Source organism: Mesorhizobium sp. M7A.F.Ca.MR.176.00.0.0 (assembly GCF_004023165.1).
Lineage (GTDB): Bacteria > Pseudomonadota > Alphaproteobacteria > Rhizobiales > Rhizobiaceae > Mesorhizobium.
On the sequence record NZ_RZTC01000048.1, the window covers coordinates 1 to 13,676 of the forward strand.

Sequence of the window (13,676 nt, forward strand, 5' to 3'; positions counted from 1 at the left end):
GCGACTTTGGCGGTGAAGCTTTCATATATCGAGGCTTCGACCAGCAGCCGCGACGACGAGGTGCAGCGTTCGCCATTCAGCGAATAGATCATGAATACGGCGGCGTCGGCGGCGCGCTCGAGATCAGCGTCGGCAAAGACGATCACCGGGTTCTTGCCGCCAAGCTCGAAATGCACGCGCTTCAGCGTGTCGGCGCCTTGTTTCACGATCATCGAGCCGGTGCGGCTCTCGCCGACAAAGCCGATCGCCTTGATGTCGGGATGCTCGGTCAACGCCTTGCCGGCATCTTCACCCAGGCCGTTGACCAGGTTCCAGACACCCTTCGGCAGGCCGGCCTCCTCGGCGATCTCGACCAGCAGGCGGGCGGTCAGCGGCGAGAATTCAGCCGGCTTATGAACCACGGTGCAGCCGGCCGCCAGCGCCGGTGCGATCTTCCAGGTCGACAGCATGAACGGCGTGTTCCACGGCGTGATGATGCCGACCGGGCCGATCGGAACGCGCGTCGTGATGTTGACCTGGCCGGACGTCCGCAGCGTCTCGCCGTCTCGGGCTTCGGGTGCACGGTCGGCGAAGAAGCGGAAATTCTCGGCACCCCGCAACGCCGCCTTGGCCATGAACTTCAGCGCCTGGCCGGTATCCATGCATTCGACGAAGGCTATCTCCTCGGCACGCGCCTCGATCGCGTCGGCGATTCTGTGCAGCAGCTTCTTGCGCGCTTCGCCCGGCATGGCGGCCCAGGCCGGAAACGCAGCCTTGGCTGCCCTGGCGGCGCGGTCGATGTCGGCGGCTCCGCCGCGCGCGACGCTTGCCAGCGGCTTCAGGTCGACCGGCGACAGCGTTTCGAACGTCGCGCCGTCGAGCGCCGGTACCGCCTCGCCGCCGATCTGGTTCAACACGCCGTCGCGCTTGAAGCGGGCCAGATAGGCCTCGGCCTTGTTCAGATTGCCTTGCAGGTCGGACATATCGGGTTCCGTCACTTGCCGCGCAGTCGCGGGTGGATTGCGTTTCTCTTCCAACTCAGCTCCGGGTCGATTTCCCGGATTTCGAGCGACAGGGCGAAATGCGGGGTCTCGAACAGGGTGGCAAGGTATTCGCTCACCGCCGCGAAGACGGCCTCGCCGGTCCGCTTCTTCTCATCAGGGCTGCGGCCGGTGCCGATGCGGAACGACATGTCGAGAAAGGCGTTTTCCGGCAGACTGTCGGCCATCGCGTAAGCCTCGGCGCGAAAGGCCCGCACTCGCACGGCGCCGGTCTCGAACAGCCCGGTGTCCAGCACGGTGCGCAACACCAGCGCGCACAATTCGCCCATGTCGACCCTGGCATCGAGATTGGCTGAATACTCGATGGAAAAGTGTGGCACGGCGTTTCCCTGGTCTATTGCTTTTGTTGTAGTTAACGCGTTAATTACATGCAGCGCCGACGAAGTCAAGTCTTGCATCGGCCTTGGCGCAACGATACGGGATGGCAGCAACGGGCCCTGGCAGGCGGATTCGGCTGAGGGAAGGCCTGTTTTCGATCGCAAGCGTGGGAGGCTCTTTTCTTGCTGCCTGAAAACACCCGTCGTTCCCTGCCGATGGCGCTGCTTCATGCCCGCGAAGCGGTGATGGCGCGGTTTCGGCCGATGCTTGCGGCGCATGACGTGACCGAACAGCAATGGCGCGTGCTGCGCGTGCTGAGCGAAGCCGGCCCGGTCGAGGCGACGGAACTCGCCGACCGCGCCTCGGTTTTGCCGCCCAGCCTGACGCGCATCATCAAGGCGCTCGAGGGCCGCAAATTCATCACCCGCAACAAGGCCGAAGGCGACGGCCGACGCGTCGTTCTAACCATTGCGCCCGCCGGTTCCGCCCTGATCGACGCCCTGTCGCCGGAGCGTCGCGTCATTTATGACGACATCGAACAGCGCTTCGGCCACGAAAAGCTCGAGCAGTTGCTCGATCTGCTGGAGACGCTGATCGACGGCGAGAGCTGATCGTTCCGGCTACCGCGGAAGTTTCGACGGTCGCTTGGGTTGACGGCCCGCATACCTTGGGAATGGCCGAAACACCCGATGGGGGTCAGCTAACCTCGCAACCTCGCCCCTTCCGGATCGAAGAAGGGTATCGGCGCCGCCACCGCACGCGTCGGCTTACCACCGATATCAATGCTCAATTCGGTGCCGACAGCCGTGAACGGCAGCCGCAGATGCGCGGTGGCCAGCACCTTGCCGAGGGAATAGCCGTGGTCGCTGTAGGTGACGATGCCGGCGTCCTCGCCATCGGCCAGAATCCTGGCATCGGCCGCGGCCGGCTTGTCGCCGTCGAGGATCAGTCCGACCCATTGCTCGTCGAGGCCCTTGTCGCGAACCTTGAGCAAAGCTTCGCGGCCGATGAAATCGCCCTTGTCGAACTTGATCCAGCGGTCGAGGCCGACATGGAACGGGGTGCGGGTCTCGTCCATGTCGATGCCGTGCGCCGGATAGGCCTTTTCCAGGCCCAGCGTGAACATCGCCAGCACGCCATAGGGTTTCAGGCCAAAGTCACGGCCGGTGCGCATCAGCGCGTCCCAGAGAGAGGCCGCCTCGTCGGCCGGCACGAACAGTTCGAAGCCGAGTTCGCCGGTGACGCCGGTGCGCGAGATCAGTACTCTCGTGCCGTTGATATGGCCCGACGTGAACGACCAGCGCTTCAGTCCATCCAGATCGGCATCCGCGATCAACGCTTTCAGCAGTTCGCGCGAGCGCGGACCCTGGATGGTCGGGAAGGCGATGGCCGCCGTGATGTCGGTGACATAGGCCTTGCGGCCCTGAGCGTGATGCTGCAGCCAGGGCAGCATCTTCAGGCGGTTGACCGAGCCGGTCACCAGCATGAAGTGCTCCGGGCCCAACCGAAACACGGTGAGGTCGTCCATGATGCCGCCATCCTCGCGGCAGACCGTGGAATAGCGGACCTGGCCCGGTTTCATGGCAGCGGCATTATTGACGATGACATGGTTGACCAGCGCCTCGGCCTCCGGCCCCTTGATATCCATCTTGCCCATCGTGCTGAGATCCTGCACGCCGACATTCCTGCGGGTGTTCAGGTGCTCGTCGGCAATGCCGGAATAAGTTTTGGCCGAGATGAAATCGCCCCCGACACGACCCATGGTCGCGCCCAGCCCGACGATGCTGCTGTAGAAAGGGGAACGCCGCTCAGCCAAGGAAATCTCCATCGTTCATGAAAAACGGCAGCGCCAGGCAGCGCTGCCGGAAGGCATTTGTTGTCGTTCTCAGCTGCCGTAGACGTCGAAGGAAAAGTATTTGTCGTTGATTTCCTTGTACTTGCCATTGGCGCGCAGCGCGTCGATGGCCGCATTGAGCTTGTCGGCCAACTCCTTGTTGCCCTTCTGCAGGGCGATGCCGACGCCGGGGCCGTGTATGGCCGGATCGGCCGTCAGCGTGCCGAGCAGCTTGCAGCAGGCGCCGTCTGGCTTCTTCAACCACTCGGTCAGGATGATCGAGCCGTCCATCATCGCGTCGAGGCGGCCATTGGCCATGTCGGTGCGGGCATCGTCGCCCGTCGGATAGGCCTTGACCGTCGAGCCTGCATATTTCTGGTCGGCGAATTTCTGGTGTATGGTCGCGGCCTGCACGCCGAGCGCCTTGCCTTTCAGATCGTCCGGCGAGGTGCCTGATATGGTCGAATCCTTCGGTACGGCGATGGCCGGCGGCGTCTGGTAGTATTTGTGGGTGAACTCGATCTTCTCGGCCCGCTCGGGCGTGATGGTGATGTTGATGATGGCGTCGAACTTGCCGGCCTGCAGCGCCGGTATGGAACCATCGAAATCCTGCACGCTGAACTCGCACTCGGCCTTCATCTCGGCGCACAGCGCCTTCCCCAAGTCGATGTCGAAGCCGCCCAGCGTGCCGTCGGCACTGGCGTAATTGAAGGGCGGATAGGCGCCCTCGGTGCCGATCCTGAGTTTTTTGTCCTGGGCGGAGGCGGCGCCCGTGGCAAGGGTGAGAGCGACGGAAGCGGCAAGCACGGAACGACCGAAAAGACGCATGTTCGAGTTCCCCGTTGAAAGCGGGAAGTCTACGGGCTTTCATGATCCCGGCGGAGACGGAAACGACATGCGCTGCGGCGATCGCGGCGCGGCGAGCGGACCAAGCCCTCACGATTGGTCGTGCGTTAGCCGGCGCGCTGCTTGTTCGTCGCTGTCCGGTCGATGCCGAGTTCGCCTGCCGAGAGGACAACGCCAAATTTTTCGTTGGCTTCCTCGACCGTATAGTAACCCAACGCCACGTCGCGCAGCACCAGATCCGGATCGCGCTGCAGCGGATCGCCGTAGCCGCCACCGCCCGGCGTGCCGACACGCACGCGGTCGCCGGCCTTGAGCGCGATGTCCTGCTCCTTGGACAAATGCGGCGGTACATGTTCCTCGCCGTTGCGGAAGACGGTCACCATGTTGACCGCGCCATCCCTGCCGCCGAGTGCGCCTTGGGGGCCGAAACGGCCGTGATCCATGACGAAAGAAGCACGGGCGTCGCCGCGCAGGATTTCGACCTCATAGGCGAGGCCGAAACCGCCGCGATGCTTGCCGGCGCCGCCTGAACCTTCGCGCAAGGCATAGTGGCGGTAGAGCACCGGGAATGCCTGTTCCATGATCTCGACCGGCGGCGATTTGGAAATGCCGATGGTCGAGCAGCCATTGGTCAGTCCGTCATGGCCTGAATTTCCGCCGTAACCGCCGCCGGAGATCTGGTACATGACGTAATCGCGGCCGCGCGCCGGGTCGTTGCCGCCGAGCGCGAAATTGCCGCTGGAGCCGGCGGGCGCCGCCGTCACCTTGTCCGGCAACGCCTGCACCATCGCCGCGAACACCGCTTCGGCGATGCGCTGCGACACTTCAGCCGCGCAGCCCGAGACCGGGCGTGGATATCTGGCGTCGAGGAAAGTGCCTTCCGGCCGCTTGACTTCAAGCGGTTCGAAGGCACCGGCGCTGATCGGCACATCAGGGAAAATGTGGCGCATGGCGAGATAGACCGACGACAAGGTCGTCGCCAGCACACTGTTCATCGGCCCGGCGCAGGGCTTTGACGAGCCGGTGAAATCGAAGGTCAGCGTATTGCCCTGTTTCTCCACCGCGAGCGCGATGGTCAGCGGCTCGTTGACCACCCCATCGGAATCGACAAACGCCTTGGAATGGTAGGTGCCGTCGGGAATGGCTGAGATGTTGGCGCGCATCTGCTCGGCCGCGCGGCGGCGCAGTTCGGCGATCGCCTCGACAACCGTTTCATCACCGTAACGATCCAGGATCCCATTGAGCCTGTCCTGACCGATCAGCAGTGCCGCAGCCTGGGCGCGGATGTCGCCGATGCGCTGGTCGGCGACACGGATGTTGGAGCAGATGATGGCGTAGATCTCCGGATCGAGCACGCCCTTCTTGAACAGTTTTACGGGCGGCAGTCGCAGGCCTTCCTGCTCCACGGCAGTCGCCGAGGCTGAAAATCCCCCCGGCACCGAGCCGCCAATGTCAGGCCAATGGCCGGTATTGGACAGCCAGCAGAAAATCTTGCCGTCCCGGTAGACCGGCATGGCAAAGCGCACATCCATCAGATGCGTGCCGCCGAGATAGGGATCGTTGACGATGTAGATGTCGCCCGGCTCCGGGGCCAAGCAGCGGCCATCGGCGATCATCTCGATCACCGTCCTGGTCGAATATTGCATGACGCCGACGAACACCGGCAGGCCCTGGCTGCCTTGCGCGATCAGCGAACCATCGACGGCCGAATAGATGCCGTCGGAGCGGTCATTGGCCTCGGCGATGACAGGCGAGAAGGCGGCGCGCGAGAAGGTCAGGTCCATCTCGTCGCAGACCTGCTGCAGTGCCGCCTGCAGGACCGAAAGGGTGATGGCGTCGAGCTTTGCCCTATCAAGATTTGGCATCTCAGGCCTCGCCAATGTCGATGATGATGTTGCCGTCGGCGTCGCTGCGTGCGCGGTCGCCGGGCTCGAGCACGGTGGTGGCGTCCATCTGTTCGAGGATCGCCGGCCCTTCGATTTCAGCGTCGAGCGGCAGTTTTTCGCGCGCGTATACCGGCGTGTCGTGCCAGCGTCCGCTGTACCAGACCGGCCGGATCTCGCGCCGCGCCTCGTCGAGCGTTGTTGCGCGCCCAGCCGGGTCGATCAGGCGCGACAGGTCTATCGACGGGCGGACGCCCGTCACCGAGGTGTTGAGATTGACGAGGTTGGCGCGGATTTCCGGCAGTTCGACCTTGAAGCGGGCAAAATAGGCCTTTTCGAAAAGCTGCTGCAGCGTTGCCCGCGTCACCGATGAGGACGGCAGCGGCACGTTGATGATGTGGGTCTGGCCGACAAACTGCATGTCGGCGGAGTGCGTGACGCGGATCGTCTCCGGCTTCACCGCTTCCTTGCCGATCAGCTCTTCGCCTTCGTTCCGGTGGCGTTCCAATACAGTATGAAGCTGAGTTTCGTCGAGCACCGCCACCGGCTGGTTGATGGTGTTGACGAAGTCATGGCGCAGGTCGGCGACAACGCAGCCAAGTGCGTTGGTGATGCCCGGACGCGCCGGTACCAGCACCCGGGGCAGGCCGAGTTCGCGCGCCAGGGCCGTTGCGTGCAGCGGGCCGGCCCCGCCAAAGGCGAACAGCGCGAAATCACGAGGGTCATGGCCGCGCGACACCGAGACCATGCGGATGGCGCCCGCCATCTTCATGTTGCCGAGCCGCAGCACCGCGCCCGCCGCCTCGACGCCGGACAGGCCGGTCGCCTTGCCTATCTTGTCTTCGAAAATGCCGGTGACGCGCTCTGATGTGACGGGATTTTGGACCGCCAGCAGCTTCTTCGGCGCCAGCCGGCCGAGCACCAGATTGGCGTCGGTGATGGTCGGCTCGAGACCGCCGCGTCCGTAGCAGATCGGGCCGGGATTGGCGCCGGCACTTTCCGGACCGATCTGGATCAGGCCGGCCGCATCGACGCGGGCGATCGAGCCGCCGCCGGCGCCGACCGTGTGCACCGCCACCATCGGCACATGGATCGGCATCGCATATTCGATCTCGATCTCGTTCGAGACTGCCGGCTCGGCATTGCGGATCAGCGCCACGTCGGTCGAGGTGCCGCCCATGTCATAGGTGACGAGGTTTTCGAAGCCGGCGCGTTTTCCCGTGTAGGCGGCGGCGATGACGCCGGAGGCCGGGCCGGACATGACCGTCTTGGCCGATTCACGTGTGACGAAGCGGGCCGAGATCATGCCGCCATTGCCGTTCATGATCAGGAAGTCGCGGGCATAGCCTTTCGCGCCCAATTCCTTGCGCAGCCGCTCGACGTAGCGCTCGAGGATCGGCTGCACGGAGGCGTTGACCGAAGCGGTCACGCCGCGTTCGAATTCGCGCGCTTCCGACAGCAGCGCATGGCCTGCCGTGATGTAGCCGTTCGGCCAGAGTTCGGTGGCGATTTCGACGGCGCGCCGCTCATGTGCCGGGTTGGCGTAGGAATGCAGGAAATGGATGACCAGGGATTCGCAACCGGCCGCTATCAGCGTCTGCACTGCGTCGCGCATCTCGGTCTCGTCGAGCGGCGTGCGCACCGCGCCCGATGCTTCGACGCGCTCCGAGACTTCGAGCCTGAGATTGCGCGGAATGATCGGCACGAAGCTGCCGGTCATGCCATAGGCCTGCGGCCGCGTGCGCCGGCCCAGTTCGATCACGTCGCGAAAACCGCGCGTGGTGATCATGCCGGTTTTCGCCAGCCGGCGTTCGAGCACCGCATTGGTGGTGGTGGTCGTGCCATGCACGATGAGGTCGATGCTATCGATGGCAAATCCGGTGGCGCCGAGTGCCGAAACCACACCGAAAGCCTGGTTGTCCACCGTGGTCGGCGTCTTGGCCAGATACACCCGGCCGCCGTCGCTTCCGTCGATCAGGAGCAGGTCGGTGAAGGTGCCGCCGACATCGATACCGGCGACGACATTTCCCCGGGAATTGCGCGCTTGCGCCGAAATATTCTCTTCCATCGTCGAAACCCGAAATGCGCGGACTACGGATATGCGCCAGTTTGGAAAGCTGTTTTAAGGGAGCATCTTGACGCAAATATCGTTTGTATACTAATAAATTCCGGACACAAGAGCTTGCCGCTTTGCAGTGTGCGAACAGCCCGCCGGGATCTGAATGGTCCGGGCGTGCAGGTGAAAGTTTGGCGCCCGCGTCCACGGTTGGGCCAGAAGGTTGGTTTTGATGAACACCACATCCGCTCTCAACACCGTCGGCGCCCGACCGCTGCAGTTCCCGATTCCGGCCAACGTCTATGCCGAAACCGTCGTCTCGGTGAAGCACTATACCGATCGGCTGTTCTCGTTCCGCATCACCCGTCCGCAGTCGCTGCGCTTCCGCTCCGGCGAGTTCGTCATGATCGGCCTGCCCAATGCCGAGAAGCCGGTGTACCGCGCCTATTCGGTGGCGAGCCCGGCCTGGGACGAGGAGCTGGAATTCTTCTCGATCAAGGTGCCGGACGGTCCGCTGACCTCCGAACTGCAGAAGATCCAGGTCGGCGATACGGTTATCATGCGCCAGAAGTCGACCGGCACGCTGGTGGTCGACGCGCTGACGCCGGCCAAGCGGCTGTTCATGATCTCGACCGGCACCGGCATCGCGCCTTTCGCCAGCCTGCTGCGCGACCCCGACACCTACGACAAGTTCGATCAGCTGATCCTGACCCATACCTGCCGCGACAATGCGGAACTCACCTACGGCCAGGAGCTGGTCGCGGCGTTGGAAAGCGACCCGCTGATCGGCGAACTGACCACTGGACGCGTCACGCTCTACAATTCGACGACCCGCGAGGACTCAGCGCGCATGGGCCGCATCACCGCGCTGATCGGCTCCGGCAAGTTCTACAGCGATCTCGGCATCGACAAGCTCAGCCCGGAAACCGACCGCATCATGATCTGCGGCTCGATGCATATGCTGAAGGACGTCAAGGAACTGGCCGAAAGCCTTGGCTTCGAGGAAGGGTCGCTGAGCCATCCAGCGACTTTTGTCGTCGAGCGCGCCTTCGTCGGCTGAGACGCACCAACATCTCGAAGTCTATGTTTTTGACCGCACGGTCAAAAATTGCTGCTTTCGCCGCCTTTTTCGGTTATGACCGCCCGCAGGACTCGTGAAGTACGGCTTCACGGGCTATCTTCGGCACACGTCGCTGAATGAAAGGGCAGGAGATGAGCAGCACAATCCGCGAAGCCGATGTCGGCTCGTCCAAGGTGACGCCGCTGCCCGCGCGTGCCGCCGCCAACACAGCCGTTCCCCCGGACCATCGCATTGCGCGCAATCCAGGCATGAAGCTCGACCTCGGCTTCATGGAATCGGTGCGCAGCGTCAATCGCTCGGCGCTGGAACGGCGCGTCGCCAGCCTGACCAAGCGGCGCTCGATAAAGGCCGACAACCAGGCGGCCTGGCTGCTGCGCGCCGTCGCCTGCATGGATTTGACGACGCTGAATTCCAACGATACCGAGGAGCGTGTGCGTCGGCTCTGCGCCAAGGCGATCAATCCGTTCCGCCGCGACATCGTCGAGGGCCTCGGCATATCAGGTGAAACCATCCGCCCGGCCGCCGTCTGCGTCTACCATCCCTTCGTTGCCACCGCCGTCGATGCGGTGCGCGGCACCGGCATCCATGTCGCCGCCGTTTCCACCGCCTTCCCGCATGGCCTTACGCCGCTGTCGACCCGCCTGCAGGAGATCGAGGCCTCGGTCCGCGACGGCGCCGACGAGATCGACGTCGTCATCCCGCGCGGCCTGGTGTTCGGGGCCAAGTGGCGGGAGCTTTACAACGAGATCGTCTCGATGCGCGCCGCTTGCGGTGACGCGCATCTGAAGGTCATCCTCGGCACCGGCGACCTCGCCACGCTGCGCAATGTCATGCTGGCCTCGATGGTGGCGATGATGGCAGGCGCCGACTTCATCAAGACCTCGACCGGCAAGGAAAGCGTCAATGCGACGCTGCCCGTCGGCCTCGCCATGGTGCGCGCCATCAGGGCCTATTTCGAGGAAACCGGCTATCTCATCGGCTTCAAGCCGGCCGGCGGCATTTCTACCGCCAAGGCCTCGCTCGACTGGCTGGTGCTGATGAAGGAAGAGCTCGGCCGGCCATGGCTGGAGCCAGACCTGTTCCGCTTCGGTGCGTCGAGCCTCTTGACCGACATCGAGCGCCAGCTCGAGCACCATCTGACCGGACACTATTCGGCCAATCATCGCCACGCGATGGCTTGAGAGATTTACCCCCACCCGATCGGCAAGCCGATCGACCCTCCCACAAGTGGGAGGGGTGAAGGAGGCGCCCAATGAACATTCTCGACCGCTACCACGCCATGGAATACGGCCCGGCGCCGGAAGCCCGCAACGAGGCCGACGCCTGGCTTGCCGCGCGCGATTTCGGCAGGGCGCTGTTCATCGGCGGCGACTGGAAAGCCGCGTCCGGCGGCAAGACATTCGAAACCAGCGAGCCGTCTTCCGGCAAGCTGCTGGCCAAGATATCCGACGCCAACGCCGTCGACATCGACGCGGCGGTTGCGGCGGCCACCAAGGCGCTGCCGAAGTGGTCGGCAGCCTCGGGTTATCAGCGCGCCAAGGTGCTTTATGCCATCGGCCGCGCCATGCAGCGTCACCAGCGCCTGTTCGCGGTGCTGGAGACCATCGACAATGGCAAGCCGATCCGCGAAAGCCGCGACATCGACGTGCCGCTGGCGATCCGCCACTTCATACACCATGCCGGTTGGGCGCAGGCGCTGGACAAGGATTTCCCCGGCCACAGGGGTGTCGGCGTGGTCGGCCAGATCATCCCGTGGAACTTTCCGCTGCTGATGCTGGCCTGGAAGATCGCGCCGGCGCTCGCCGCCGGCTGCACCGTGGTGCTGAAGCCGGCCGAGTTCACGCCGCTGACATCAATCCTGTTTGCCGAGATCTGCGAGCGCGCCGGCGTGCCGAAAGGCGTCGTCAACATCGTCCAGGGCGGCCCTGAGGCCGGCGTCGCCATCGTCAACCATCCCGGCGTCCAGAAGATCGCCTTCACCGGCTCTTCCGAGGTCGGCAAGATCATCCGCAAGGCGACCGCCGGCTCGGGCAAGAAACTGTCTCTCGAGCTCGGCGGCAAGTCGGCCTTCATCGTCTTCGAGGACGCCGATCTCGACAGCGCCGTCGAAGGCCTGGTCGATGGTATCTGGTTCAACCAGGGCCAGGTCTGCTGCGCCGGCTCGCGCCTGCTGGTGCAGGAAGGCATAGCCGACGCCCTGATCGCCAAGGTCAAGACGCGGATGAGCCGGCTGCGCGTCGGCAGCCCGCTCGACAAGAACACCGATATCGGCCCGCTGGTCGACTTGACCCAGCTTGACCGCGTCAAGGGCCTGGTTGCCGAAGGTGCCAGGCAGGGCGCCGTCTGCTGGCAGCCGGATGCGGCGCTGCCGTCTTCCGGCTACTACCATCTGCCGACGCTCGCCACAGGTGTTTCGCCGGCTAACATATTGGCACAAGAAGAGGTGTTCGGCCCTGTTCTGGCGACCATGACCTTCCGCAACACCGAGGAAGCGATCGAGCTAGCCAACAACACGCGCTACGGGCTCGCCGCCTCGGTGTGGAGCGAGAACGTCAACCTTGCTTTGCACGTCGCGCCGCAATTGAAGGCCGGCGTGGTCTGGGTCAACGGCACCAACATGTTCGACGCCGCCTGCGGCTTCGGCGGCTACCGCGAGAGCGGTTTCGGCCGCGAGGGCGGGCGCGAGGGCATGTTCGAATATCTCACGGCAAAGCTGCCGCTCGGCCCGGTCATCAAGCCGGCGACGACCTCCGCACAGCCAGTCGAGCAGCCGGACGGCGACACGATCGACCGCACCGCAAAGCTGTTCATCGGCGGCAAGCAGGTACGGCCGGATGGCAATTATTCGCTCGCCATCGCCACCGCCAAGGGCAAGCTTGCCGGCGAGGTTGGGCTCGGCAGCCGCAAGGATATCCGCGATGCCGTCTCTGCCGCCCGCGGTGCCAAGGCCTGGCCGGAGGCGACCGCCTATAACAGGTCCCAGGTGCTCTATTATCTGGGCGAGAATCTTTCCGGCCGTGCCGGCGAGTTCGCCGCCCGTCTCACCGAATTGACCGGCGCTACGCCCAAGGCCGCGCGGGAAGAGGTGGAACAATCCATCGAACGGCTGTTCCTCTATGCCGGTCTGGCCGACAAGTTCGAGGGCCGCGTGCACCAGCCGCCGGCGCGTGCCGTGACGCTGGCGCTTCATGAACCGGTCGGCGTCGTCGGCATCGTCGCCCCCGATAGCTCGCCGCTGCTCGGCCTGATATCGCTGGTCGCACCGGCTCTGGCCATGGGCAACACCGTGGTCGCGGTGCCGTCGGAGCGCTACCCGCTGCTGGCGACCGATCTCTACCAGGTCATCGAATATTCCGACATTCCCTCAGGCGCCATCAACATCGTCACCGGTCGCAGCGCCGAACTCGCCGGCGTGCTGGCCAAGCATGACGATGTCGACGGGCTCTGGGTGTTCGCCGACGCAGAGACCTGCGCCAAGGCGGAGGCAGAGTCCATCGGCAACCTCAAGCGCGTCTGGAGCGGCAATGGCCGCAGCCTCGACTGGGCATCCGACGAAGCCGCCGGCGACGCCTTCCTGCGCCGCGCCGTCGAGGTCAAGAATGTCTGGGTGCCTTACGGCGATTGATGTCCCGCCGCGCCGTTGAGACGGTTCGGGGTTGACGCACGGACAGATGTTCTTTAACGAGAAAAAACATCTTTATCAGTGAACGGTCAGCGGCGCAGGCTGCACGATCACGCGTGACTGGCACATGACGCCTTGGCCAGCCGCAGGTAGACCCGGACTATCCCAGCGGACGAGGAGAACAGCATGGCGGATCTGGCAGGCAAGGTCGTTGTCGTCACGGCAGCGGCGCAAGGCATCGGCAAGGCGAGCGCACTGGCGTTCGCAAAAGCTGGCGCCATCGTCCACGCCACCGACATCAACGAGGCACTGCTGGCGGAACTCGCCAGGACGCCGGGGATCAAGACCCGCAAGCTGGACGTACTCAACGACGAAGCCGTCAACGCCGCCTTTGCCGAGATCGATGTCGTCGACGTGCTGTTCAATTGCGCCGGTTTCGTCCATGCGGGCTCGATCCTGGAGATGAAGGACGGCGACCTCGATTTCGCGCTGAACCTCAATGTGCGCGCCATGATCCGCACCAGCCGGGCCGTGCTGCCCGGCATGCTGGAACGCGGCGACGGATCGATCATCAACATGGCCTCGCTGGCCAGTTCGACCAAGGGCGTGCCCAACCGCTTCGTCTATGGCCTGACCAAGGCCGCCGTCATCGGCCTGACCAAGGCGATCGCCGCCGACTATGTCGGCAAGGGTATACGCTGCAACGCCATCTGCCCCGGCACGGTCGAGAGCCCGTCGCTGCAGGACCGCATGCACGCGCAAGGCGACTACGATGCCGCCCGCGCAGCCTTCATCGCCCGCCAGCCGATGGGCCGGCTCGGCACGCCGGAGGAGATCGCGGATCTCGCCGTCTATCTGGCCGGCGCCACCTATACGTCAGGGCAGGCCTACAATATCGATGGCGGCTGGTCGATCTGACTGCGGAAATCTTGCCGAGCCGGACGATCTGGCCCTTTCCCGGCGTTTGACAGGGGATCGAAGAGTCTGAAAATCCCG

11 protein-coding genes are annotated in these 13,676 nt (G+C 64.3%); 5 read left to right on the forward strand and 6 right to left on the reverse strand.

What is annotated here, in order from left to right; translation table 11 throughout:
* Positions 1 to 962 (reverse strand): aldehyde dehydrogenase family protein (locus EOB59_RS17455; protein WP_128288881.1); only part of this gene is annotated, 962 nt, incomplete at its 3' end.
* A gap of 11 nt (positions 963 to 973) precedes the next feature.
* Entirely contained in the window at positions 974 to 1,360 is a 387-nt protein-coding gene (locus tag EOB59_RS17460; protein ID WP_127808416.1) for a 5-carboxymethyl-2-hydroxymuconate Delta-isomerase, read from the reverse strand.
* A 213-nt stretch (positions 1,361 to 1,573) separates the two neighbouring features.
* Between EOB59_RS17460 and hpaR the strand changes: the two genes are divergently transcribed.
* A complete protein-coding gene (hpaR, locus tag EOB59_RS17465) occupies positions 1,574 to 1,969 on the forward strand; it encodes a homoprotocatechuate degradation operon regulator HpaR (protein ID WP_127276380.1) in 396 nt (131 codons plus the stop codon).
* A gap of 89 nt (positions 1,970 to 2,058) precedes the next feature.
* Here the strand turns inward: hpaR and EOB59_RS17470 are convergent, their stop codons facing one another.
* The 4 genes from EOB59_RS17470 to EOB59_RS17485 all read right to left on the reverse strand — a co-directional run bounded on the left by EOB59_RS17470 (position 2,059) and on the right by EOB59_RS17485 (position 7,989).
* On the reverse strand, positions 2,059 to 3,174 hold the full coding sequence (locus EOB59_RS17470) for an aminomethyltransferase family protein (RefSeq protein WP_245481820.1): 1,116 nt from the start codon (positions 3,172 to 3,174) through the stop codon (positions 2,059 to 2,061).
* A 69-nt stretch (positions 3,175 to 3,243) separates the two neighbouring features.
* Complete coding sequence (locus EOB59_RS17475) at positions 3,244 to 4,020, reverse strand: ABC transporter substrate-binding protein (RefSeq protein ID WP_127808418.1); 777 nt, start codon at positions 4,018 to 4,020, stop codon at positions 3,244 to 3,246.
* Between the two features lie 125 nt (positions 4,021 to 4,145).
* Positions 4,146 to 5,903 carry a hydantoinase B/oxoprolinase family protein gene (locus EOB59_RS17480; protein WP_127320872.1) on the reverse strand — a complete coding sequence of 586 codons (1,758 nt, stop codon included), beginning with the start codon at positions 5,901 to 5,903 and terminating at the stop codon, positions 4,146 to 4,148.
* 1 nt (position 5,904) lies between these two features.
* A complete protein-coding gene (locus EOB59_RS17485; protein WP_128288882.1) occupies positions 5,905 to 7,989 on the reverse strand; it encodes a hydantoinase/oxoprolinase family protein in 2,085 nt (694 codons plus the stop codon).
* 220 nt (positions 7,990 to 8,209) lie between these two features.
* On the opposite strand from EOB59_RS17485, the gene EOB59_RS17490 reads away from it, so the two are divergent.
* The 4 genes from EOB59_RS17490 to EOB59_RS17505 all read left to right on the forward strand — a co-directional run bounded on the left by EOB59_RS17490 (position 8,210) and on the right by EOB59_RS17505 (position 13,598).
* Positions 8,210 to 9,037: a ferredoxin--NADP reductase gene (locus EOB59_RS17490; RefSeq protein ID WP_127380900.1), complete on the forward strand. Its 828-nt coding sequence runs from the start codon at positions 8,210 to 8,212 to the stop codon at positions 9,035 to 9,037.
* A 152-nt stretch (positions 9,038 to 9,189) separates the two neighbouring features.
* Positions 9,190 to 10,239 carry a deoxyribose-phosphate aldolase gene (gene deoC, locus EOB59_RS17495; RefSeq protein WP_127380899.1) on the forward strand — a complete coding sequence of 350 codons (1,050 nt, stop codon included), beginning with the start codon at positions 9,190 to 9,192 and terminating at the stop codon, positions 10,237 to 10,239.
* A 71-nt stretch (positions 10,240 to 10,310) separates the two neighbouring features.
* The gene (locus tag EOB59_RS17500) at positions 10,311 to 12,683 is read left to right on the forward strand and encodes an aldehyde dehydrogenase family protein (RefSeq protein WP_128288883.1); all 2,373 of its coding nucleotides are present in this window, start codon (positions 10,311 to 10,313) and stop codon (positions 12,681 to 12,683) included.
* Positions 12,684 to 12,866: 183 nt separating this feature from the next.
* Positions 12,867 to 13,598 (forward strand): SDR family oxidoreductase, encoded by a 732-nt coding sequence (locus tag EOB59_RS17505; protein WP_127808421.1) that lies wholly within the window; start codon positions 12,867 to 12,869, stop codon positions 13,596 to 13,598.
* The last annotated feature ends 78 nt before the right edge of the window (positions 13,599 to 13,676 follow it).

Excerpts from the sequence above, each read along its gene's own strand:
- hpaR (WP_127276380.1), top strand. The coding sequence starts at position 1,574 with ATGGCGCTGCTTCATGCCCGCGAAGCGGTGATGGCGCGGTTTCGGCCG.
- EOB59_RS17475 (WP_127808418.1), bottom strand. The coding sequence starts at position 4,020 with ATGCGTCTTTTCGGTCGTTCCGTGCTTGCCGCTTCCGTCGCTCTCACC.
- EOB59_RS17480 (WP_127320872.1), bottom strand. The coding sequence starts at position 5,903 with ATGCCAAATCTTGATAGGGCAAAGCTCGACGCCATCACCCTTTCGGTC.
- EOB59_RS17485 (WP_128288882.1), bottom strand. The coding sequence starts at position 7,989 with ATGGAAGAGAATATTTCGGCGCAAGCGCGCAATTCCCGGGGAAATGTC.
- EOB59_RS17490 (WP_127380900.1), top strand. The coding sequence starts at position 8,210 with ATGAACACCACATCCGCTCTCAACACCGTCGGCGCCCGACCGCTGCAG.
- deoC (WP_127380899.1), top strand. The coding sequence starts at position 9,190 with ATGAGCAGCACAATCCGCGAAGCCGATGTCGGCTCGTCCAAGGTGACG.
- EOB59_RS17500 (WP_128288883.1), top strand. The coding sequence starts at position 10,311 with ATGAACATTCTCGACCGCTACCACGCCATGGAATACGGCCCGGCGCCG.
- EOB59_RS17505 (WP_127808421.1), top strand. The coding sequence starts at position 12,867 with ATGGCGGATCTGGCAGGCAAGGTCGTTGTCGTCACGGCAGCGGCGCAA.